The organism is Nostoc sp. 'Lobaria pulmonaria (5183) cyanobiont', assembly GCF_002949795.1.
Taxonomy (GTDB): Bacteria; Cyanobacteriota; Cyanobacteriia; order Cyanobacteriales; family Nostocaceae; genus Nostoc.
In genome coordinates this window covers 3,212,584-3,235,617 of sequence record NZ_CP026692.1, presented here as the reverse complement: position 1 = coordinate 3,235,617, position 23,034 = coordinate 3,212,584, and the positions used below count along the sequence as shown (strand labels likewise).

General features: G+C 42.3%; 18 protein-coding genes and 1 pseudogene. 9 read left to right on the top strand and 10 right to left on the bottom strand.

The genetic code is table 11. The features are described from left to right. Nucleotides 1–34: 34 nt before the first annotated feature. From NLP_RS14075 to NLP_RS14065, 3 genes are all read right to left on the bottom strand, one after another. Nucleotides 35–742 carry a hypothetical protein gene (locus NLP_RS14075; RefSeq protein WP_104906930.1) on the bottom strand — a complete coding sequence of 236 codons (708 nt, stop codon included), beginning with the start codon at nt 740–742 and terminating at the stop codon, nt 35–37. A gap of 150 nt (nt 743–892) precedes the next feature. Then, nucleotides 893–1,615 (bottom strand): Uma2 family endonuclease, encoded by a 723-nt coding sequence (locus NLP_RS14070; protein WP_104906929.1) that lies wholly within the window; start codon nt 1,613–1,615, stop codon nt 893–895. A 453-nt stretch (nt 1,616–2,068) separates the two neighbouring features. Further along, entirely contained in the window at nt 2,069–3,646 is a 1,578-nt protein-coding gene (locus tag NLP_RS14065) for an NAD(P)H-quinone oxidoreductase subunit 4 (RefSeq protein WP_104906928.1), read from the bottom strand. A 373-nt stretch (nt 3,647–4,019) separates the two neighbouring features. Between NLP_RS14065 and NLP_RS14060 the strand changes: the two are divergent. After that, nucleotides 4,020–4,811 (top strand): annotated as a pseudogene (locus tag NLP_RS14060) (IS5 family transposase). Between the two features lie 32 nt (nt 4,812–4,843). On the opposite strand, the gene NLP_RS14055 reads toward NLP_RS14060, so the two are convergent. Beyond that, nucleotides 4,844–5,071: a type II toxin-antitoxin system MqsA family antitoxin gene (locus tag NLP_RS14055; RefSeq protein WP_234017320.1), complete on the bottom strand. Its 228-nt coding sequence runs from the start codon at nt 5,069–5,071 to the stop codon at nt 4,844–4,846. Next, nucleotides 5,068–5,355 (bottom strand): DUF4258 domain-containing protein, encoded by a 288-nt coding sequence (locus NLP_RS14050; RefSeq protein WP_104906926.1) that lies wholly within the window; start codon nt 5,353–5,355, stop codon nt 5,068–5,070. Before NLP_RS14050 ends, NLP_RS14055 begins: the two co-directional genes overlap by 4 nt. A gap of 434 nt (nt 5,356–5,789) precedes the next feature. Here NLP_RS14050 and NLP_RS14045 point away from each other — a divergent pair, with 434 nt between their 5' ends. Together NLP_RS14045 and NLP_RS36075 are read left to right on the top strand one after the other, a co-directional pair. Continuing rightward, complete coding sequence (locus NLP_RS14045; protein ID WP_234017318.1) at nt 5,790–6,152, top strand: DUF4258 domain-containing protein; 363 nt, start codon at nt 5,790–5,792, stop codon at nt 6,150–6,152. Nucleotides 6,153–6,154: 2 nt separating this feature from the next. Then, the gene (locus NLP_RS36075) at nt 6,155–6,349 is read left to right on the top strand and encodes a YgiT-type zinc finger protein (protein WP_104906924.1); all 195 of its coding nucleotides are present in this window, start codon (nt 6,155–6,157) and stop codon (nt 6,347–6,349) included. A gap of 179 nt (nt 6,350–6,528) precedes the next feature. On the opposite strand, the gene NLP_RS14035 is transcribed toward NLP_RS36075, so the two are convergent. The 3 genes from NLP_RS14035 to NLP_RS14025 all read right to left on the bottom strand — a co-directional run bounded on the left by NLP_RS14035 (nt 6,529) and on the right by NLP_RS14025 (nt 10,578). Then, nucleotides 6,529–8,640, bottom strand: coding sequence for an NAD(P)H-quinone oxidoreductase subunit 5 (locus tag NLP_RS14035; protein ID WP_104906923.1), 2,112 nt, complete (start codon nt 8,638–8,640; stop codon nt 6,529–6,531). 243 nt (nt 8,641–8,883) lie between these two features. After that, nucleotides 8,884–9,270 carry a thioredoxin family protein gene (locus tag NLP_RS14030; RefSeq protein WP_104906922.1) on the bottom strand — a complete coding sequence of 129 codons (387 nt, stop codon included), beginning with the start codon at nt 9,268–9,270 and terminating at the stop codon, nt 8,884–8,886. Nucleotides 9,271–9,861: 591 nt separating this feature from the next. Beyond that, on the bottom strand, nt 9,862–10,578 hold the full coding sequence (locus tag NLP_RS14025) for an NnrU family protein (RefSeq protein WP_199784822.1): 717 nt from the start codon (nt 10,576–10,578) through the stop codon (nt 9,862–9,864). A gap of 212 nt (nt 10,579–10,790) precedes the next feature. Between NLP_RS14025 and NLP_RS14020 the strand changes: the two genes are divergently transcribed. From NLP_RS14020 to NLP_RS14000, 4 genes are all read left to right on the top strand, one after another. Next, nucleotides 10,791–11,804, top strand: a complete 1,014-nt coding sequence (locus NLP_RS14020; RefSeq protein WP_104906921.1) for a LysR family transcriptional regulator — start codon at nt 10,791–10,793, stop codon at nt 11,802–11,804. A gap of 331 nt (nt 11,805–12,135) precedes the next feature. After that, a complete protein-coding gene (locus NLP_RS14015) occupies nt 12,136–13,539 on the top strand; it encodes a serine/threonine-protein kinase (protein ID WP_104906920.1) in 1,404 nt (467 codons plus the stop codon). A gap of 363 nt (nt 13,540–13,902) precedes the next feature. Then, a complete protein-coding gene (locus NLP_RS14005) occupies nt 13,903–15,300 on the top strand; it encodes an ABC transporter substrate-binding protein (RefSeq protein WP_104906919.1) in 1,398 nt (465 codons plus the stop codon). Nucleotides 15,301–15,603: 303 nt separating this feature from the next. After that, a complete protein-coding gene (locus NLP_RS14000) occupies nt 15,604–16,650 on the top strand; it encodes a PstS family phosphate ABC transporter substrate-binding protein (RefSeq protein ID WP_104906918.1) in 1,047 nt (348 codons plus the stop codon). 79 nt (nt 16,651–16,729) lie between these two features. Here NLP_RS14000 and NLP_RS13995 read toward each other — a convergent pair whose 3' ends face one another. Next, the gene (locus tag NLP_RS13995; RefSeq protein ID WP_012412419.1) at nt 16,730–17,449 is read right to left on the bottom strand and encodes a Crp/Fnr family transcriptional regulator; all 720 of its coding nucleotides are present in this window, start codon (nt 17,447–17,449) and stop codon (nt 16,730–16,732) included. Between the two features lie 312 nt (nt 17,450–17,761). Between NLP_RS13995 and NLP_RS13990 the strand changes: the two genes are divergently transcribed. Further along, nucleotides 17,762–18,646, top strand: a complete 885-nt coding sequence (locus NLP_RS13990) for a DALR anticodon-binding domain-containing protein (protein WP_104906917.1) — start codon at nt 17,762–17,764, stop codon at nt 18,644–18,646. Nucleotides 18,647–18,827: 181 nt separating this feature from the next. On the opposite strand, the gene NLP_RS13985 is transcribed toward NLP_RS13990, so the two are convergent. Beyond that, complete coding sequence (locus NLP_RS13985; RefSeq protein WP_104906916.1) at nt 18,828–19,679, bottom strand: Cof-type HAD-IIB family hydrolase; 852 nt, start codon at nt 19,677–19,679, stop codon at nt 18,828–18,830. A gap of 373 nt (nt 19,680–20,052) precedes the next feature. Between NLP_RS13985 and polA the strand changes: the two genes are divergently transcribed. Beyond that, a complete protein-coding gene (gene polA, locus NLP_RS13980) occupies nt 20,053–22,995 on the top strand; it encodes a DNA polymerase I (protein WP_104906915.1) in 2,943 nt (980 codons plus the stop codon). The last annotated feature ends 39 nt before the right edge of the window (nt 22,996–23,034 follow it).

Sequence of the window (23,034 nt, the reverse complement as noted above, 5' to 3'; positions counted from 1 at the left end):
CCACACAACAGCAGAGCTAAATAAATTTAGAAATTTAGGTTAGTTGTAGCTTTAGGTAATCAATAAAGTCCAGAATTTCTGTATCAGTAAGTTGTAGACGCGATCGCTTGCCATATTTCTGCTGCAAATAATCCCTTCCCTGCTCTGGAGTCCAATTTAATTGGGTTAAATATGTGTCAGTTTGAGTTATAAAAACATCACGGGGTTCAACTGTTTTTATATTGTCACTTATTTCTGGTTGAGATTGATTTTTATCTTGATTAAAATTGTGGATTTTATTAATTTTTAAACTTACTTTCTGCCCTAAAGCTTGCCAGTCAATTTCCCTATATCCGTCCCAACTAACACCTATAGAGCGATAAGTGGCTGGATCGTAAATATTACAGAATACTACTTTTTTATCTCCAGGACTAACGGTAATAGTAAGTGGATGACGCAGTTGTTCAAAAGTAAGAATATCTAAAGACAGCAATAAGCCTTTACAAAAATAGGTATCGCTTCCTGAGCGGATAATATAAGGTTTATCTGCCAAAATATTTAAATCTGTTCTGATAACTTCCCCGAATGTATTTTCAACCTTTTTATTAATTTCTATTCCTGTAATTACCCCAGTCAAAGCTCTTTCATAAATTGGGATGCGTTTTTCATCTTCAGCGAGCATATACCAACAGTGATCAGGTTCTCTGCTGACAAAAACATATTGAGGTCTTGGGACTGCTCCAAATCCTAATTTTACTTCCATATTTTTGATGAAGGTTTTGGTAAATATATTTATTGAGTAACCAGCCGTTACGATTTGTACCGTAAAGCTATTAGTTGCTTTATAAATATAATTCCCTAACCAGGAAGCTAATTAACATCAAGGCAGCGAAAATTACAAAATTTAGTGAATCTATGACAAAGTTTCTGGATCAACACCAAGCGCATTCAACCTTTCAATTAACATTTTCACTTTTTGCTCTGCTTCCACCCGTCGCTGTTCTTCAAAAGCTGTGCGTTCTTCCGCTTCCCTAATGCGTTCTTCTGGTGTCAGCAATTTTTGCCCTTCCTCGTCATACCAGTATAGCCACTCCCGCACTATACCTTGATAAATTCCCCGTTCTCGCCCAATTCCTAAACCAATTTCTGGTAGCCAAACGGGATTTCCTGACATTAAGATATATTCCCTATCAACTAGACGATACACTTCCAAAGGCGACTTTTTACGCCGAAGGGGACTATACACAACGTAGTACAAAATTCCTAATTCTTTGGCATAAAATTCTTTCTTGATATTATATTCTTCTCGATATATTTGGGAAACAACTTCTATCGCTAAAATTGGCAGTTGCTTTTCTTCCCACAGCACATAACTTAGGCGTAAATCCTCATCAATGAAGCGTTTAACTTCTAAGCTGAGAAACCCATCAGGGACAATGGCTGGTTTGTCTGGGTGATAATAAATACCCATATCAACACCAAAAAACCAATCCCAGCGATCGCACCAAACCAAAGCTAGTATCGTTTTTAGCAAGCCGGGAATTAAATTTTGGAGTTCATTATCCACAGCAGTATCATCTGAGTCGGGTAGTTCTTCGGAAGATGGCAAACAATGCAGTGGATCGTAGTTTAACATGAGCGGTTTTGCCAAATCTGATTCTAGATAGATTGTATGTAATCTATTGATGTGCGATCGCGCTCATTTTGATAGCCTTTGCAAAGAAATTATATAAGCTTATTTTCTCCAAGCAAAGCGCAACCCAACCTACAATTTTTCACAAAGCCAAGCGTATTGCATCTCATCATGTACCAATACAAAATTTTTGAACTCAGGTCGATGATTTATTTTTTACTTTCCCGAATCAAAAATCAATTTTTTTCTTCTGTGTGTTTCGCGCCAGTTGCTTCAAGTCGGGGAACCGCAAGGGCGCACTGGCTTCTCTGCGCCTCTGCGGTTCGTTAAAAAAGTTGACTTTGATAAAGAGTTTTAGCCTTAACCCAAGCGTATTGAATCAAAAATTACGAGTGAGTAATAAAAAGGGCAGGTACAAAACCCGCCCTCAAAGTAATCAATATTTAAACTCGCAACTTAATTAGCTATTTGGGGCGCACTCAAAGAAACCTTTAGCGTTTCTTCTTTTTGCTGTGCTAATGTCGGCACGGAATCACGCAATCTTGCCGTCAATTGTACAGTTGTAGCGTCGTACATCTGAGTCAGCAATTTTGGATAGAAACCAATACCAATAATTGGAATTAACAAACAGGCAATGATAAATACTTCACGGGGTTCGGCATCTATCAAAGCTTGGTGAGAAACTAATTCCTCGTTCTCTTTACCGTAGAAAATTTCTCGCAGCATCGACAGCAGATAAATCGGAGTTAAAATCACTCCCACTGCCATCAAGAACACCACGATAACTTTGAAGGTAGAGCTATAAGCATCGCTAGTAGCAAAGCCCACAAATACCATTAATTCTGCCACGAAACCGCTCATACCTGGCAATGCCAAAGAAGCCATTGAACAGGTGGTGAACATAGCGAAAATCTTCGGCATTTTCTTAGCAACACCGCCCATTTCATCCAACATCAGGGTGTGTGTCCGGTCATAAGTTGCCCCTACAAGGAAGAACAAACTCGCCCCAATTAACCCGTGGGAAACCATTTGTAATACTGCCCCACTCAATCCCAAATCGGTGAAGGAGGCGATACCAATCATCACAAAACCCATGTGAGAAATTGAGGAGTAGGCAATTTTTCGCTTCAGGTTACGCTGGGCAAAGGATGTTAAGGCAGCGTAGATGATATTAACTACCCCCAAAACTACAAATACTGGCGCAAAGAAAGCGTGGGCGTCGGGGAGCATTTGGGCATTCATCCGAATCAAGGCGTAACCGCCCATTTTCAGGAGAATACCTGCTAATAACATGTGTACGGGGGCTGTAGCTTCACCGTGGGCATCAGGTAGCCAAGTATGCAAGGGAATAATCGGCAACTTGACAGCGTAAGCAATCAAGAAGCCCGCATAGAGGGCAAGTTGGAAATTCAGGGCGAAATCTTTTAAGGCGAGCGATCGCATGTCAAACGTCACCGTATCGCCGTAAAATCCCATTGTCAGGGCAGAGAGTAAAATAAACAGCGACCCGCCAGCGGTGTATAAAATAAATTTGGTCGCTGCATATTGCCGCCTTTTGCCTCCCCAAATCGACAGCAGAAAGTATATCGGCACCAGTTCCAGTTCCCACACCAGGAAAAATAGCAGCATATCCTGGACAGCGAACACGGCAATCTGACCGCCATACATCGCCAAAATCAAGAAGTAAAATAGCTTGGGCTTGAAGGTGACAGGCCAAGCTGCTAAAATCGCCAGCGTGGTAATGAATCCAGTCAAAATAATTAGGGGCATGGACAAGCCATCTGCCCCTACTGACCAATTCAAACCCAATTGTGGTACCCAGGGGTAACTCTCCACTAACTGCAAATCTGGATTGGAAAAATCATACCCAGTATAAAAAGCGTAAACAATTAGTGCAAAATCTATCAGCCCCACGATCAGGGAGTACCAGCGCACTGTTTTGCCTTCTTTGTCAGGGATGATGGGAAGAAGTAGCGACGCCGCTATCGGAAACAGAATAATCGTCGTCAGCCACGGAAAATTAGCTGTATTCATCACAATTCGTCTGCTATCAAAATCATGTTTGGCAAAAAGTCACTAGTTATTAAGTAACAGCTTTTTAGGGATTTCGTCTTCCTCGTTAGGTTGATTTAATTAAATTGGCAATCCTCCGTTTCTGCTGTTGGGAGTATCTTTTGACAGTTGAGGGTGCGGAATGTGGGTTGGAATACTCCCAGTCAAGTCAAAAATTTAGCCTAGAAAAGCCGATAAAATTATAGTTTAGGGGTGCGATCGCGTAATCAAACCTATTGCTAAAGCAAAAACGCCAATAAGAACACTAAGAGGATGTTTTAAAAGTGGGGGGCTAGTGTAAGAAAGCTCACAAGGCGTATGCTGAATTTTGTAGAAACCAGCACCCTGTGAGCGAATGACTAAAGCATACCGTAGCAATCTGACCTGGGAACAGTGGGAATTGATAGCAGATATTTTCCCAGAAGCAAAACCAGGCGGTCGTCCCCGAAAATTAGGATTATTTGCGATCGTGAATGCAATTCTCTATATTCTGTGTGAAGGGTGTACATGGCGAGGCTTACCAGCAGATTTCCCCCCGTGGTCAACGGTTTATGGTTATTTTTGGAGATGGAGTAAAGATGGTACATGGTTGAAAGTTCACGACTAACTCTACCAGTGGGTGAGAGTAGACGCAGGGCGTGACAAGAGTCCATCAGAAGCAGCCGTTGATAGTCAATCAGTAGAAACCGCAACAATGATTTCCATTGATGTCGGCTATGATGCTGGGAAAAAAATACATGGACGCAAACGACATCTGAGTGTGGATCTGTTAGGGCTAGTTTTGAGGGTCTTGGTCACCTCTGCCAGTTTTCCAGAACGTGAAGGCGCGAAAAAAGTTCTTCAACGAGTTCATGATACTGGTAATTACGTAAAACGGCTGAACATCATTTGGATGGACGGAGGATACCGAGGCGAAGAATTTATGCGTTGGGTGATGGATATGTTTACGGCTAATGTGGAAATTGTGCTTCGACCATTGGAGAAAAAAGGTTTTGTGCATCTACCGAAGCGTTGGGTTGTTGAGCGTACTTTTGGCTGGCTGAATTGGTGTCGGCGTTTAAGTAAAGATTATGAAAGACTACCCCAAACCTCGGAGACATTTATCTATATTGCGATGATTCGTATCATGGTCAGACGATTGGCATGATTTTTGACTAGTTTTGACTTTTAAAACATCCTCTAAGCTGCATATCTAATAATCTCTAATTCTGCTCCATTATTAATAGCTAACTCTGCTTTTTTTAAAACCTGTTCGGTAACTGCATCACTTAAATAATATTCACCGCAGTTATCACAAATTTCTGCTGGAACTTTTTTTAGAACAATAATACATTCATCTCTTTCTAATGTCACAGTTACTAAACCTGGTTTAGTTTCTCCATGCTGACAAATTACACATTTCATCATCTTTGTTTCCTAGTTTTAAAACCATCTAACCAAATATTAGCATCAGGAATATAAGCTGTTACTACATATCCTGTATCTGTAGCTTCATCGTAGGAAAATACAACATGAATCGGTTTACCTTCTATAAAATCCAATATTAGATAACTGGGGTAGGGTGTATCATCATGATTTTCTTCTATTACTTCTCCATAAGAAATCGCAGTTTTTACTTCTTTTTGACTGATGCGACGATAAAACATTTGTTGGATAGCATGACGGGAGAAAACTAGATTTTGACAATACATGAATTATTTTTTAAATTATATTTAGTGAAAAATTTATTATTTTGCTAAATGTTGGGATTCTATTAATTTGTCGGGTGGGTTACGGCGCAAAAAGATTATTATATTTTACCTCTTTATCGCGATCGCCAAATTCCAATTGACATTCAACCCATTATTGATTAGCTACAGTCTGGAAACTTTATCGACGATCAAATCTCTGGCATGGACTTAACCGTTTTTAAAGTTCGAGCAAAAAACAGTGATATCAGAGTAGAATTCGTTGGGGAAATTGTATGAAAGAGATGATACCAAATTTCTTTGAGTAAGATATTGACTTTTTGTAGGTATAGCTGTTACATTTGACTCGTACCAAAAATAACAACTACTAGATTTACCCATATGTAGTCAACTCTGTTATCCGTTTTTCACAAAAATGCCTTCTAGAAGGGATTCTAGTGTCTAAGTTAACAACGGATGAAGAGGAAAAAATGGGAAACAGAAACCAGCAGGTACACAAGCTTATTTCCACAGCGATCAAAACCCACACCTTCAGTTTTACAGCCCATGCTGTAACTCAAAGTATGCATCGCTGTCTTGTATCCGAAGATGTTTTCTATTCCGTCCTCAATGGATCAGTATTGGAAGAACAGCAAGACTTAAATCGTGCGCCAAGATTTATCGTTTGTGGAAGAACTAAAACTGGTATGCGTTTAAACACTGTTTGGGCATACAATGAGAGAAATGGTTGGGCTACGCTGATTTCCTTGTTTAGCCCTGATGCAAGCCGTTGGAATAAAAGCCATATAAGAAGGAGGTAGCCGTGCTGCCTTTCGATGAGTGCCCCGTTTGTGCGGGGCTAATAGTTGAAAAAGAAGTTACTGAAATCATTACATGCGGCAAAAAAAAGGCCGCATTAAAATTATATGCTTACGTTTGTTGTAAATGTTCTGAACGATTTTATTCTTTGAAGAGCATTAAACATCTTGAAAAAATCAGGGCTGAACTAGAAGGCTAAACTCTTATGGCTTGGATTAAAAAATCTTGTCATCTTTTCAGACCCAAGTCTCAATTCCTCTGTGCGACTCTGTGCCTCTGCGTGAAACAAAAAAGATGTAGTTCACTTACCTGAAAATGGCTGTATCACAAAATTCAAGAAATAATGTAGGGGTGGACGAATGTCCACCCCTATTAAAATCAGGTAACACCAAAAACAATCACTAAGCCCAAAACCGCCCCAAACACAATCAAGGCATAGAATTGAGCGCGACCGTTTTCTAGGTACTTCAGACCTTCACCGCTGACAAGGGTGAAAAAGCCTGTGAGGTTAACAGCACCATCTACAACGCGGAAGTCAACTTCCATAACTTGTCTAGCTAGGCGACGCAAGCCGAGGACAAAAACCCGATGGTAAATGTCATCAAAGTACCACTTGTTGAGAGATAACTCGTAAAGTGGTTTGATTTTAGCAGCGATCGCAGCCGGGTCAATCTTACGGCGCAAATACATCAGCGAAGCTAAGGTAATCGCAATCAAAGAAATTCCGACTGAAGCACCCGCCATGATGTAGAATTCCGTCGGATTGAACTCGGAAGCCTTTTCTATAACTTCGGAGAGAGTTTCGCTAGGAGGAAAGATAAACTCTTCAAAATAATTGGCGTAGGGAGTTCCCACCAAACCAATCAAAATCGAAGGCACAGCCAACAGTGCCAACGGCAGTGTCATCGTCCACGGCGACTCATGGGGGGAGTCGCTGTGATGCCCGTGGGAGTCATGAGAGTCATGAGAGTCATGATGCTCACCAGTTGCCGCCAATTCTCCTTTCTTCATCGCCCCAGGCCCAAAATTCGGGACTGGTTCTTGTGACTCTAATTCCAGGACAATTGTCGCCGCAGCCTTCTTGAGTTTTTGCTTGATTTTATCGTCATTACCCCGGAATTCGCCTTCAAATGTCGAGAAATACATCCTAAACATATAGAAAGCAGTAATCCCAGCAGTTAGCCAGCCAATCAACCAGAGAAATGGGTTAGCCTCAAAAGCCTTCCCCAGAATTTCATCTTTTGACCAGAAGCCAGCAAAGGGTGGAATACCAGAAATTGCCAAGCAACCAATCAAAAAGGTAATTGACGTGATCGGCATGTACTTCCGCAGTCCGCCCATCAGCCGCATATCTTGCGCTAAGGCGGGGTCGTGTCCAACGACACCTTCCATACCGTGAATTACTGAACCTGAACCCAAGAACAGCATCGCCTTGAAATAGGCGTGGGTCATCAGGTGGAATAATCCAGCACTGTAGGAACCTATTCCCATTGCCATCACCATGTAACCGAGTTGGGAAATGGTGGAGTAAGCCAAGCCCTTCTTGATGTCATTTTGGGTAATGGCAATGGTTGCCCCCAAAAACGCCGTAAACGCCCCAGTAAAGGCAATGACATTCATTGCGGCTGGAACGTCTTCAAATACTGGGTACATCCGGGCAATCAGGAAAACACCCGCCGCCACCATCGTTGCTGCGTGAATCAAGGCAGAAATGGGGGTGGGGCCTTCCATTGCGTCTGGTAGCCAGACATGGAGGGGGAATTGGGCTGATTTCGCCACTGGCCCTAAGAAAACTAAAATCGCAAACAGGACAGCGAGAAAATTGCTGATAGAACCTGATTCTACGAGTTGGGCGAGGCGATCGCCCATGATATTAAAATCAAAGCTTCCTGTTGCCCAGAACAGCCCCAGAATGCCGAGTAATAGACCAAAGTCGCCCACGCGGTTGGTAACAAATGCTTTTTGCGCGGCATCGGCTGCTGACTTGCGATCATACCAAAAGCCGACCAGCAAGTAAGAACACATCCCGACCAGTTCCCAAAAGATATAAATCTGTACTAGGTTGGGGCTGATCACCAGACCTAACATTGAGGAGCCAAACAAACTGAGATAGGCGTAAAACCTCACGTAACCGGGATCGTGAGCCATATAGCCATCGGTGTAAACCATGACTAAACAGGCTACCGTTGTGACAATCACCAGCATTAGGGCTGTCAGGTGGTCAATAGTGTAGCCCATGCTCAGGTGAAAATTACCTGCTGCCGCCCACTCAAAGGTGCACAGATAAGGCGCGTGTCCTTGAATTTGACTCCATAACAAGGCAAACGACAGCCCCATAGCTGCTGCCATCATGGAGATAATCACCACAGCGTTAAGCTGCCGTAGGCGGTTTGTCACCTGATTCAACGAGATTAACCCTAGACCGACCAGCATCGCCCCAAAAAGAGGGAACACCGGAATCAGCCAGGCATACTGATAGATTACTTCCATCACTGACGCCTACTTTTAGAATTCTTGATTAGCGTGTCGAAACTGTTAATAATTGTGACACACACCCTTTAGGATAAAATAACCCACCCAAGGCTGATTGGGTGGGGTATTAAGCATGGTTTTAGATTTGGTCATTAATCATTGGTCATTTGTCATTAGTCATTTGCCCCATGCCCAATGACGCCAGTCGCCTCAAGTCGGGAAACCCGCCCACTGCGCTGGCTCCCCAATGCCCAATGTCCATCAAGCTGACCGATACTCTAAGTCCACTGTTTTTGAACTTTTGTAGATTTTGGGGTAATTGCTGTAGCTGGCTTTAATCTCTTCTAAAGCTAGACGTAAATCTTCTCTGCCGCGAAAGCATTCCAAGCGATGGCGAATAGTGCCATTTTCAATCAATAGTAAAGTGGGTAGTGATTTTAGCCTATAGGTAGTAGACAATTTAAAATTTTGATCGGCGTTAACCCCGACTAATTTAATTTCATTCCCGCACTGGGCTTGAAATTGCAACAATAGTGGGTGTATAACTCGACACAAGCCACACCAAGGTGCTTCAAAGTTAACTAAAACAGGAATAGGTGATTCTAAAACTTCTTGAGTAAATGTCCGCTCACTAACCGACAACACCATGACGCCTCTTGGATTATAAGGTTTTTATATCAAACTAGCTATCAGTACTGAATTGAGTAGTGCTGAGTTCCGAGTTCTGGTTGCTGAGTAGAAGTCCATAACTAAAGTTAGCGGATTGAATGAGGAACTCGTTTCTTTTTCTTTTAGAGTAAAGCAAGGATTGGGACTAATTGCCAAGCTAATGAATACTAAGTTGCTTGCTTTTACTCAGGACTCAGGACTCAGCTACTGCTTCAGTGGAGGATTGGCAAGTCAGTAACTGCCGTATAGATGCATTCAGGACACAGAATAATTGGCAAAAATTGAGCGAGTTAATGTGTCTCTGACTGAAAAGCGACCTTAGAAGTCGCGTTGGCTTTTTTGAATGTTAAACTCCTGATTGCCGTGACCGCCTGGGGATTTGACTGAATCTGCCACTTTCTTTCAAGGAAAGGCAACTGACCAACGACTACCAATATAAAATCTCAAGCTGACTGAATGCACCCCCCACTGATAGATGTTTGAATTTATCCTACATTGATTTTGAGCAATTGATAAGCTGAAATTTCCATCTATTTCGGATTTTCTGCTGATACTGGGGATCGTCTAAAGTTACCATCCTATGCTACTAGTTGCTTCCAGTAACAGAGGGTGCGACCACCAAAGCAAAGCTATAAAAATGGCAACTCCCAAATAGGCAGGGCGGAAAAATTCCTGCCATTTGAGAGATTGACGTCCGTCAATAATTGCTTTAAAGGGAATAATTGAAGTCCGCTGTTTGGCAATTTCAAAAGCTTCCCCATAACGATCGCTCAGGCGGCGATCCCCATGCCAAACCCCAAACAAGTGATGCAATATCAATCCAATGGAAGTCACAAGGGTAAAGGTAGTACCCAGCCAGAGAGTATGGGCAACACACCAAATTACTTGTCCTACCATCTGAGGATGACGGGTAATCCGAATAATTCCTGTTTCGTAAAGATGAACTTGGGGCTTTTGAATAGCAGCAATTTCTAGTAGATTGAAGGTAGCAGGATATAAAAACAAAAACGAGATTGCTGATAGCAGCCAAACAAATTCTCGGACTCCTGGCACCCCTTGTACCTGCCAAATTTGCAAACCATCATAACGGTGCCCAAAAAAGTAAATAATTAATATCACAGCCAACGGTAGGCTGACTAATGCAAAGAGAATGCGATAAAACCTTGGGCCAATGTATTTTTCTGCCCAAGGGCGTAAAGCAGCGCCTCCACTGTGAGCGATCGCAAAAACTATTTGTAACCCTAGTATGACAAAATGACTGGGTGTCAACCAAGAAATCAGCAGCATATACACAGGTGAAGTAATTTAAAGAAAACTGAATTCAGTACAACCAATACCACAAAGTATTCAAAAGGGGACTTTAGTCAAGATGTTGTGCTACTGTCTTTTTCGAGTCAATCCTTCAAGTTTAATATGCAACAAATCATGTCCGGCTGATTGCTGTCAAACCGGATTTATTACGTGCATCTGCTCCTTTAAAAGTTTGTGGGTTGAGCCTTATGTCTGACCTTCCTTTCACTTTAGATCAGTTACGTATCCTGAAAGCGATCGCCCAAGAAGGAAGCTTCAAGCGTGCCGCTGATAGTCTTTACGTCTCCCAGCCTGCCGTCAGTTTGCAAGTCCAAAATCTGGAACGGCAACTCGATGTCCCCTTATTTGATCGTGGAGGACGACGCGCCCAATTAACCGAAGCTGGGCATCTACTCTTAAACTACGGTGAAAAAATCCTCAGTCTCTGTCAGGAAACCTGCCGCGCCATCGAGGATTTACAAAATCTCCAAGGTGGTACTTTAATTGTCGGTGCTTCTCAAACCACTGGCACTTATCTTTTGCCCAGAATGATCGGTATGTTCCGACAAAAATATCCAGATGTGGCAGTACAATTACACGTCCACTCTACCCGGCGGACTGCTTGGAGTGTCGCTAACGGACAAGTCGATCTGGCAATTATCGGCGGTGAAATCCCTGGTGAACTGTCAGAATCTTTAGACGTGATTCCTTACGCTGAGGATGAGCTAGCGCTGATTATACCTGTCTTTCATCCTTTTACCAAACTTGAAAAAATCCAGAAAGAAGACCTGTATAAATTACAATTCATTGCCCTAGATTCCCAATCGACTATCCGCAAAGTCATTGACCAAGTGCTAGCACGCTGTGAAATCGATACCAGACGTTTTAAAGTTGAAATGGAATTGAATTCTATTGAAGCGATTAAAAATGCTGTGCAATCTGGTCTAGGGGCTGCCTTTGTTTCAACTAGTGCGATCGCTAAAGAGTTACAAATGGGCGTTTTGCACCGTACTCCCATTGAAGGCGTAGTCGTCAAACGGACGCTGTGGCTGATTTGTAATCCCAATCGCTATAGATCCAAAGCCGCAGAAGCCTTTAGTCAAGAAATTTTGCCCCAGTTTGCTAACCCAGGATGGAATCAAGATGTGTTAAAATTAACACAAAAAAGTCTAGTGTTAACTACATTGGAGGTAGCAACACCCACCTCATCTGGTGAAGACTAAAATCAGGTTATTAGTCCCTTGTCATTTGGACTTTGTTTTTTGTAAATGACCAATGACTAAATAATTCGTAATGACGCTCCTCTTTTGCTAACGCTACGCTAACGTAATTCGTAATTATCAACCCATCGCTGTTCGTGCCGGGCATTGTAAGCAAGCTAGGGGTTTAGCTTCCGGAAAAAAGTTTCCTGTTCTTGATTAATAAATTTGGTTTCTATGTAACCTGAACTAATTACGAATTACGCAGTTTACTTCTCGCCATTCGCGTAGCATCTATTAGAGAAGGCGAGTATTATCAATTACGAATTATTTTGACTAATGACTAATCACGAAAATGGAAGTTTACTGCACTCGTCCCCGTTGTCCGCGCCCACAAAACTATTTTGCCGATTTAGATGATATTACGACACTGAAAACAACCCAGCAAAAGTATTGCACTACCTGTGGTATGCCACTGATGCTAGATGGTCGATACGTGCCAACGAAACTGCTGGGAAGGGGCGGATTTGGAGCCGCATTTTTGGCACGCGATCGCCGAATACCGGGAATGCGTCAATGCGTGGTTAAGCAGTTTCAACCATCGGGAAATTTAACCTTAACTCAACTGCAACAAGCGCAGTTAATGTTTGAGAGAGAGGCAGAAGTTTTAGCACAGCTTGGTAACGATCACGAGCAAATTCCTGACTTGTTTGCTTTCTTTCCAGTGATAGTTAATAGCTTGCAACCAGGAGAGCAAGACCAATTTTTTTACTTGGTGCAAGAATATATTGATGGGCAAACCTTAGAGGAAGAATTAATTCAACAGGGCAAATTTTCTGAACAGCAAGTATTAGAGGTGTTGCAAGGAATTGTGCGGGTTCTAGAGTTTGTCCATGACAGAGGCATTATCCACAGAGATATCAAACCTTCAAACATCATGCGTCGTCGTGATGGTAAACTTTTCTTACTAGACTTTGGCGCAGTCAAGCAAGTAACAAATGCTGCACCTGGTTCTGCGGCTTCTTCCACAGGAATTTATTCTATGGGATTTGCACCGCCCGAACAGATGGCTGGTGGGCAAGTATTTCCATCTACAGATTTATACGCTTTAGCTGTAACTCTGATTACCTTGTTAACAAACCAGGAAGCAATTCAACTATTTGATGCTTATAGTAACCAGTGGAAATGGCGAACCCAAGTAAGTGTCAACCCTCACCTTGCTGACATTTTAGACAAGATGCTGCTACCTGCGGCTAATCAACGCTTCCAGTCAGCCCAAGAGGTTCTACGCGCACTTAACTCACAGGTAATTCAAGCCCCTACACAATTTAATTCGCCCTCTGCAACCTTCCCGCCACAACCACCTCAAGGTTCTAGTCCTGTCGTCCCCCGTCGTCCACCAACTCAGCCAGCGTTTTCGACATTGGAATTATTGGGTGGGGCAGCATTTAGTGGATTTGAGGGTGCATTGCTCGCGATCGCCCTCTTGAGTCTAGTCAAATCACCAATAGTTACTTTGATTACTTGCGCCCTGATTTTAGGTATACTTATTTTTGCCCAAACTCGGCGATGGATTGAAAAGTTCGATTTATTAATTATTCCTACAATTACTTTTGCAATTATTTTTTTTATCCCCTTTTTACGGGGAGGTCTTGACCTTCCGTCAGTGGTGATTTTAGCAGTTGGAGCAGGCTTAGTAGCTATTTCATTCACAGCTGTATTTCGACTTATTTATAAATTACTATCTCTCTTACTTTAAAAAATTTCTGATACTAACAGCTACATATAATGTCTCAGAAAAACGAAACACTTAGTCTTTTTTTAGCCGTTGTCATCACTATTGGTTTAATCTTTGGTGGTCTATGGTTTCTTATGGAACAGTGGGCGCAATTAAACGGAACTGGCAACAAGTGGATGGGCCAAATACCCGCAATTTATTTGTAATCGTTAAACAGAATGGTCAAACAGACCAGTAAGCTGGTGAAGCGCAAATTGGCTGTTGATACCTCAGGGTCAAAAACTGAGAAAAAAAGCTAGATTTGTTAGAATTAAATGATAAAAATGCTTAACTTTAGCCAAATAATTAAAATAATAAATATTTTTTCTTTATTCAAATTTGTTCATGTCACAAAAGAATGAAACTGCAATTTTAGCCTTAGCCCTGCTGCTGACAGTTGGTATAGTTGGCGGTGGTTTTTGGTGGTTTACTAACAATGGGACCAAAATTGGTAATACCACCATTCAAAATCAACAACCAGGCAACAATTCATCCTTACAAGACCGCATTAGTTTTGGCGAAAAAGCCTTTACTCCGGGTGACATTTCTGCTGTGAAAAAAGAAGGAGTACAGGCGATCGCTACTAAAAATTACGATGGAGCGATCGCCAATTTCACAGCTGCCCTAAAACTCAACCGAAACGATCCAGAAACGTTAATTTTTCTTAACAATGCCCGCATCGGTTCTTCCAAGAGCTATACCATTGTGGCTTCTGTACCATTTGGCACTGACCCCAATGTTTCTCTAGAAATTTTACGTGGGATAGCCCAAGCTCAAAATCAAGTCAATAGCTCTGGAGGAGTCAAGGGAGTACCGTTGAGGGTAGGGATAGCTAACGACGACGACAATCCAGAAATCTCCAAGCAAATTGCTTCTACCCTAGTCAGCAATTCCGAAGTATTGGGTGTAGTTGGGCCGAATACCAGCGATTCCACCTTAGCCGCAGGTGCTATCTATACGTCTGGACAACTTGTAGCCATATCTCCGACTAGTACATCTGTCAAAATTTCTAACTTTAGCCACTACGTTTTTCGCACAGTTCCCAGTGATTTTATGGCTGCGAGAACTTTAGCCAACTACATGGTGAGAACCTTGCAGAAAAAAAATGCAGTGGTTTTCTTTAATTCTCAGAGTAACTATAGCCAGTCTTTAAAGTCAGAGTTTGTCTCATCCGTTTCCTTAGAGGGTGGACAGGTAGCCAGTGAATTTGACTTATCCAGGGCGGATTTTAGCGCGGCTAAAAGCGTAGAACAAGCAACGAAGCAAGGTGCAGAAGTGTTGATGTTAGCTGCTAATACTGAAACTCTCGATAAAGCACTGCAAGTAGTTCAAATTAACCAGAAACGATTAACTCTGCTGGGGGGAGATGATGTTTACACCGCTAAAACTTTGGAAATTGGTAGAGAACAAGCTGTGGGGATGGTATTAGCAGTTCCCTGGCATATTGATAGCGATCCGAAGTCAGATTTTCCCCAGAAATCGCGGCAATTATGGGGCGCTGATGTGAGTTGGCGAAGTGCCCTCAGTTATGATGCCACTGTCGCTCTAATTGCGGCATTAGAACGCAATCCCACGCGAGATGGAGTCCAACAAGCACTCTTGTCCTCTGACTTTTCTGCCACTGGCGCTTCTGGTACAATTCGGTTTTTAGCATCAGGCGATCGCAATGCGCCAGTCCAACTTGTAAAAATTGTTCCTGGTTCTCGCTCTCGCACCGGTTATGACTTTGAACCAGTGCGTTAATCAGCAATAAAAAATTAAAAATTAACCAAGCGTTAACCTGGAAAAACCCTCAAGATGAGAAATTGAGCTTTATCGGGAAAAATCTTAATATCAACTAACAACTTATCCTCACCAACACTCAAGCCTTGAGAAAAGAGACGAATAATCCAGAGGAAATTTATTATACCTTGGTTTTTAAAGTAGTCAGAAGTGAGGATTTGTCTGCATTTTTAATAAAACACCCGTCCTCCAAATACAATCTCAAGTAGCAAGCACTTATTAAGTCAAGCACTTATATTGAATGGACGCGCGGGTAATTATACTATGTCCCAAAAAAATGAAACAACTATTCTTGTATTATCCATCCTAATCACCGTCGGGCTAATAGCTGGCGGTTTTTGGTGGTTTACTAGAAAATCTGGTGTCGATCTAAATACAATTAATTCTGGTAACACCAAAACGCCCCAAACCGGATCGGAACAACCTAGTGGCAATACTTTCACTTCAGTAAAGGATGTTCCTACAGGATTATTCAATTACGGAGGCAGTACATCTTGGGCACCAATTCGATTAGTAGTTGATCCAGTAATTCAAGCCGCGCGGCCAGAGTTACGGATGCGCTATGTAGAACCCAGCAATGCATCTCCTGGTTCTGGTACTGGCATTCAGTCCCTGATAGATGGTCAACTAGCCTTTGCCCAGTCCTCCCGACCAGTTCTAGATCAAGAATTAAGCCATGCCCAACAGCGTGGGTTCAGTTTGAAACAAATTCCTGTGGCAATTGATGGTTTAGCGGTTGCAGTTAACCCCAATCTCAATATCCCAGGACTAACGATAGAACAGTTAAAGTCAATTTATACAGGCAAAATCAATAATTGGAGCCAGGTGGGCGGTTCCAATATCCCGATAAAGCCCTATTCCCGCCGCATTGCTGATGGCGGTACTGTCGAACTTTTTGTCCAAGACATCTTGGGTGGTCAAGCTTTCAGCTCCAATGTAGAATTTATCTCCACAACCACCCAAGCCTTGCAAAAATTGGCTAATAGTCCTGGTAGCATCTACTACGCTTCTGCCCCAGAGGTGATTCCTCAATGCTCAATCAAGGCCTTGCCGTTGGGGCGCACGCAAGGGCAATACATTGCTCCATACCAAGAACCTTCTGTCCTCCCGTCTGAATGTCCTGGTAAACGGAACAAGTTGAACATTGAGGCTTTCCAATCAGGAAAATACCCGATTACCCGCAATCTGTTTGTGGTGGTCAAACAGAATGGTCAGACTGAGCAGCAAGCAGGTGTCGCTTACGCCAACTTACTGCTGACTGAGCAGGGACAGGAACTGATTTCCCAAGCGGGATTTGTCAAAATTCGCTGACAAGAGCGATCGCCTCCGGCGGGGCGTAGCCCATCGCATTCAAGACAGAGTGGCGGAAATCGCCGCTCTGAACTGTACCTTAACCAGCTCTATTAATCGACTCTGCTGGCAAGCATATTAGATTATCGCCTTGAGTCAGGATTAAACCACGTTGACGCAGCTTACCCATCAAGCGGGTGACAGTGACACGAGTAGAACCAATCGCGCTACCAATTTGGGCATGGGTGAGGGGAAAGGGCAGACAATAACCGCGAATCACATCAGGATCAGTGTCGCTCATTGCTGGCTCTCCATATTCCTCAATTAACAATGTGAGAAATCCTAAGAGTCGGTCAATTGTGCGGCGTTGTCCCAAGGCACTCAGCCACAGCAGCTTACGCTGGTGCTGATACCTAAAGGCATCCATAACTTCGCGACGGAAGTGAGGCCAGTTGTCTAAATCATGCCAGTACATCCACAGCACCGCAGTTTGATCGACATGGGCATAAGCCTGGAGTGTGAATGGTGACTGAGCAACAATTTCAAATGGCTGTCCCGCTCCCACAAAACCCAAGAACGCTTCTTCTGGGGTTCTGTTAATTCGTCGAGACGTTAGCTGACTGGCAGTCGCACTAACTTGGGCGGTTCCTACCATGCGGATCGCACCCCTTTGTACCAAATATAGCAATCCAGGCCGGGCTGGAATGCGCTCATCTTTGCTAAAGGTGCGGCAGCGATAGTGTTCTTGAGCCCAGTCAAGAATGCGTTGCCAAGTCAAAAAAGGCCGTGATGCCTCAGAAAAGGAGGATGGAGATTGCATAGGTAACAAAGAGCGTTCGGCTGAAGACAAAGACGTAAATAAAAGGGTGCAAGGAGTGTCTTTGTGTTGACGAGGCAGGCTTAACGCCTAACAGCGCCAGCCAATCCAAAGAATAGAAAGCAAATTACTCTCTACTCTTTTGTTATACTTCCTACTGTACAATGGTGGTAGTAAAGTTTACTTACTATTCATCGATTATTCATCAAATTTTATCCTCTTCTCATTTTTCTTCATCTAAATTAAATTTATACCGCAAGATAGATGGCAAAAATGTAACAAATATATCTTACATGACTATTTAAATAATATTACGTGCATTATAAATTACCAGTTAGCAAATATACGTCAATCAAACAGCTATTATATAGTTATATAATAAAATCAATAAGCATTGATACTTACAGGATAGAAGATAGATGCATAAAAGACGAAAAAATTACTCTACATAAAGGTAGAGATGATAAGAGAGTTTTCTATACCTCAAGTGTGTCTCTGCGACTATCAAAATCTCAGAATCGAAAAGCGATGGAGCTTGCCAGTGCGATCGCTTCAGATTTATCAGGGATTTGTGAGGGCGTTTTTAGCATCCAAATAGTTCCCCCTGGTTGGATAAATTTTGAATTAACTCACTCAACCTTAGCGACTTGGTTACAAAGTCTCGTAATTGGGAGTTCGGGGAGAGCAGGGGAGCAGGGGAGCAGGGGAGCAGAGGAGACAATTGATGCCCAATCCCCAATAACCAATTCATTGTTTGCTGTTGAATATGCTCATGCACGCTGCTGTTCGCTAGTGCTGCTGGCTCATCGAGAGGGATTGATTAAACTTAGAGAACCAGTTCCAAATACTAGTCCAGCTTTTTGGGATGTTATTTTTCCTAACCCCCTACCTTGGCTTAATTGCGACGGAATATTGCAGCTAAATCACCCAGATGAGCGTCGTCTAATTGGCGAGTTAATACAAGTGGTAGACAACATAGAGTGCCCTGATGTTAGCGGTTCTGTGAAATGGGAAAAAGTAGCGCTGAATTTGAGCCAAGCTTTTGAAAAGTTTTGGTCTAATTGCCGGATTTGGGGTGAGGTGAAAATTACCTCACCAGAACTAGCCCAAGCTAGACTCGGATTGCTCATGGCTACTCAGTCAGTATTAAAATTTGTCCTAGAGGAAAATCTGGGGGTTTTTGCGCCTTTGGAGTTATAAATCGGTAATGTCGCTTAGGCAAAAATAAAAACTTTTTATATAGCTATTGACTCAATGCACTACCTCAGATACATTAGCAGGTGTGTGAGGAGCGAACCAGCAGGGGCACCGAGACGAAACACGGCCAGTCGTCGGTGTCCTTTCTGATTTGTATGGGTTAGATTTGAAAAAATGCCTTCAACTACAGCAAAAACTTTTCAATTGCTACTGCTGCCCCATCTTCCTCTACGCTAGGAGCTACCCACTTTGCGATCGCTTGCACTCCTGCTGGTGCGTTGCCCATAGCGACACCAAGTCCAACATACTCCAGCATTTCCACATCATTGAAGTTATCGCCAATCGCCATAACGTTGGCTAATTGTAATCCCAGCAATTCTTCGGCTAGGTAACGTACAGCAGTTCCCTTATTTACAGAGGCGTTAGTTGCTTCAAAAAAGGTAGCAACAGATGTCGTCAGATAAAGTTCAGCAGGTGTATATTGGCGGCGCAAATTTCCCAATAGCTTGTCGATTACATCAATGTCATCAGACAATGCAAGAATTTTTGTCGGTTCATTCGTTAAGGCTTGACGCAAATCACCCACAGGAATCGGGATAACACCAGAACGTTCTGCATAAATTTTGGTTTCTCTGGTTAACTCACGGACGTATAGTTGATCGTTGATGTAAAAGTGAACAGATAGAAGTGATCGCAACTCCGGCTTTTCAAAATAGTCGAGTAACTGGTGGGCGATTTCTCTGGAAACAACCCAATGGCGATGAATTTTTTGGGTAATTGGGTCTTGAATCCAGGCTCCTTGATAGGCCATTAATGGTAAGGTAGAGCCGATATCTTGGTGGAAGCGCAAGGCTGAACAATACATTCTACCTGTAGCGATCGCCACTTGAATTCCTCGTGCTTGCGCTGCAACAATGGCTTGCTTTACAGGTTTGCTGATAGTGTTAGAGTGTCCAGCGATCGTGCCATCTATATCCAAAACTAGTAGTTTAATATCTTTTGCAGCAGCCTGATTGTCAGTAGATGCTTTCTGCATAATTTCCTAGATTTTAAGTTCCAGTAAGAGGTTAACAGGCTCTAGCGACCAGTGGGGAGTAGTAGAAAAAATTGGGTTGACTAGAGAACCCAATTTTCTTACCGTGAAGATGCTGAGTAACACAATTAAGATGATAAGTTGGGGAGCTAGTTACTATGTTTATACTCACGTACTTAATAGGGCTGGTATCCCTGGCAAAAGGTGGTTCTACTTGGCTTCCGTACTAAAGCTGTAAATGCATAAATGTTACTTAGTCTAAAATTATACTTATTAATAGCAGGGATACAAAACTGGGCTATTGTCACCAAAGCCAAGCTGAACGAGCATCTGAAATTGCTAACTATGTGACAAAGCTTCTGGCTAAAATAGGGCTATGTCTGAAACCTTCACTTCTGCAACTGCAACACGCCCCACCTTCATCCTCGTAGATGGGCACTCGCTGGCTTATCGTTCATACTTTGCTTTCGCCAAAGGGCGAGATGGAGGACTGCGTACCAAAACAGGCATTCCCACCAGTATATGTTTTGGTTTTGTGAAGTGCCTGCTGGAGGTAATGGCAACACAACAGCCCCAAGCAATGGCGATCGCTTTTGATTTGGCTGAGGCAACTTTTCGCCACGAAGCTGACGATACTTATAAAGCCGATCGCCCGGAAACGCCAGAAGACTTTATTCCCGACTTAGAAAACCTGCATGAGTTGCTGAATGGCTTTAATCTACCCTTTTTCACTGCCCCCGGTTATGAGGCTGATGATGTTTTGGGAACCTTAGCACAACGAGTAACTGCGGCTGGGTATAGGGTGAAGATTTTGACTGGCGATCGCGATTTATTTCAACTGATCGACTCTGATAAAGAAATCACTGTTCTGAATTTTAGTCCAGATGCCCTAAAGCGCTCTACAAATAGCATCACTGAATTTGAAGCAGAACAAGTCAAAGAAAAAATGGGCGTTTTACCTTCACAAATTGTTGATTTCAAAGCTCTTTGTGGTGATAAATCAGATAATATTCCTGGTGTCAAGGGAATTGGGGAAAAAACAGCGGTGCAACTGCTGAATACCTATGGTTCACTTGAGAATGTTTATGCTGCGTTAGATGAAATTAAAGGCGCAACTCAGAAAAAACTGGCAGCAGGTAAAGAAGATGCCGAAAAGTCTCGCTATTTGGCAACTATAGTTTTAGATGTTCCTATAGAATTTGATTTAGAAGATTGTAAATTAAAAGGGTTTGATACAAGCGTTTTATCACCAATTTTAGAAAAATTAGAATTTAAGTCTTTTTTAGGCAAAATCAACGACCTCCAGCAACGTTTTGGTGGCAAAGTTGAAGAAAAACAAGAAGCCAAAACAGACCCAACTAATCCCAATACTAATTCAGAATTAAACTCTAATGAAGATAATAATTTGTGGTTTTTCAGTGCTAGCGATACAGCAGCAGTTACACAACAATCTACTTCCCCAATTACACCACGCATCATCAACACCGAAGCAAAATTAACTGAGTTAGTGAAAATTTTACAAAAATTCACTAATCCAGAAACTCCCGTTGCTTGGGACACTGAAACCACCGATTTAGAGCCAAGAGATGCTGAGTTAGTAGGAATTGGTTGCTGCTGGGGAACGAAACCAGATGAGGTAGCCTATATTCCTTTGGGGCACAAAACTGGGGAAAATTTGCATAAAGATTTGGTGCTAGAAACACTACGTCCAATTCTTGAAAGTGCCGATTATCCCAAAGCTTTACAGAATGCCAAATTTGACCGCTTAGTTCTCAGATGTCAAGGAATTAATTTGGCGGGAGTGGTGTTTGATCCCATGCTGGCAAGTTATATTCTAAATCCAGATTCAAGTCATAACTTGATGGATTTGTCGCAGCGATATTTGGGATTGATAGCAAAAAGTTACTTAGATTTAGTTCCTAAAGGTAAAACTATAGCTGATATAGATATTCACGCCGTCGCAGATTACTGCGGGATGGATGCTTATTCTACCTTTGGTTTAGTGTCGAAACTGCGTGAGGAACTGGATACAATTCCAGCTTTATCTAAGCTATTAGCGGAAGTGGAACAGCCGCTAGAAGCAGTTTTAGCTCAAATGGAATATACAGGTGTTCGGATTAATTCAGCTTATTTACAAGAACTTTCGCAGCATTTAGAAACAGAGTTAGCCAGGTTAAAAAAGGAAGCAACTGAAATAGCTGGGGAAAATTTTAACTTGGGTTCTCCTAAGCAATTGAGCCAAATTCTGTTTGAAAAATTGGGATTAAGCACCAGACATTCTCGTAAAATTCAAACGGGCTACTCTACAGACGCAGCAACATTAGAAAAACTTCAAGAAGATGATAACACTGGATTTGTTGAAGCGATCGTTGAGTATCGCACCCTATCTAAATTAAAGTCTACTTATGTTGATGCATTACCTGCATTAGTGCGTCCAGATACCCAGCGAGTGCATACTGATTTTAATCAAGCAGCAACATCAACTGGTAGATTATCTTCTTCTAATCCGAATTTGCAAAATATTCCCATTCGTACAGCTTTTAGTCGCCAAATTCGGAAGGCATTTTTGCCTGAACCTGGCTGGTTAATGGTGGCTGCTGATTACTCACAAATTGAATTACGGATTTTGGCTCATTTGAGTCAAGAGCCGATATTAGTGCAAGCATATCAGCAAAATGAAGATGTTCACACTGTTACCGCGCGCTTAGTCTTTGAAAAAGAAAATATCACATCAGAAGAACGAGGGATGGCAAAAACTATCAATTTTGGTGTGATTTATGGAATGGGTTCTCTAAGATTTTCACGCTCAACTGGGATAGATAAGACCATTGCCAATGAGTTCATTAAGCGCTTTAATGAACGATATCCTAAAGTATTTGCATATTTGGAGCGAGTCAAAAAAGAAGCGATCGCTCTTGGTTATGTAGAAACTATTTTCGGTCGCCGTCGTTATTTTGACTTTACTAATAACAGTTTACGCAAATTAAAAGGCAGTAATCCTGAAGATATCCATCTGAGTAAATTGAAGAATTTGGGTGCTTTTGATGCAGGTTTATTACGCTCCGCTGCTAATGCACCAATTCAAGGTTCCAACGCTGATATTATCAAAATTGCAATGGTGAGATTGCATGAAATTTTGAAGAAATATCAGGCGCGTTTGTTGTTGCAAGTTCACGATGAATTAGTGTTTGAAATTCCTCCTGATGAGTGGGAAGAATTACAACTGCAAATTAAGTCGGTGATGGAAAATGCAGTACAGTTGAGTGTGCCGTTATTGGTAGAGGCGCGTGTTGGTGAAAATTGGATGGAGACGAAGTAAGTTTGATTGGGGATTGGAAGAATTACATTACTAATTTGT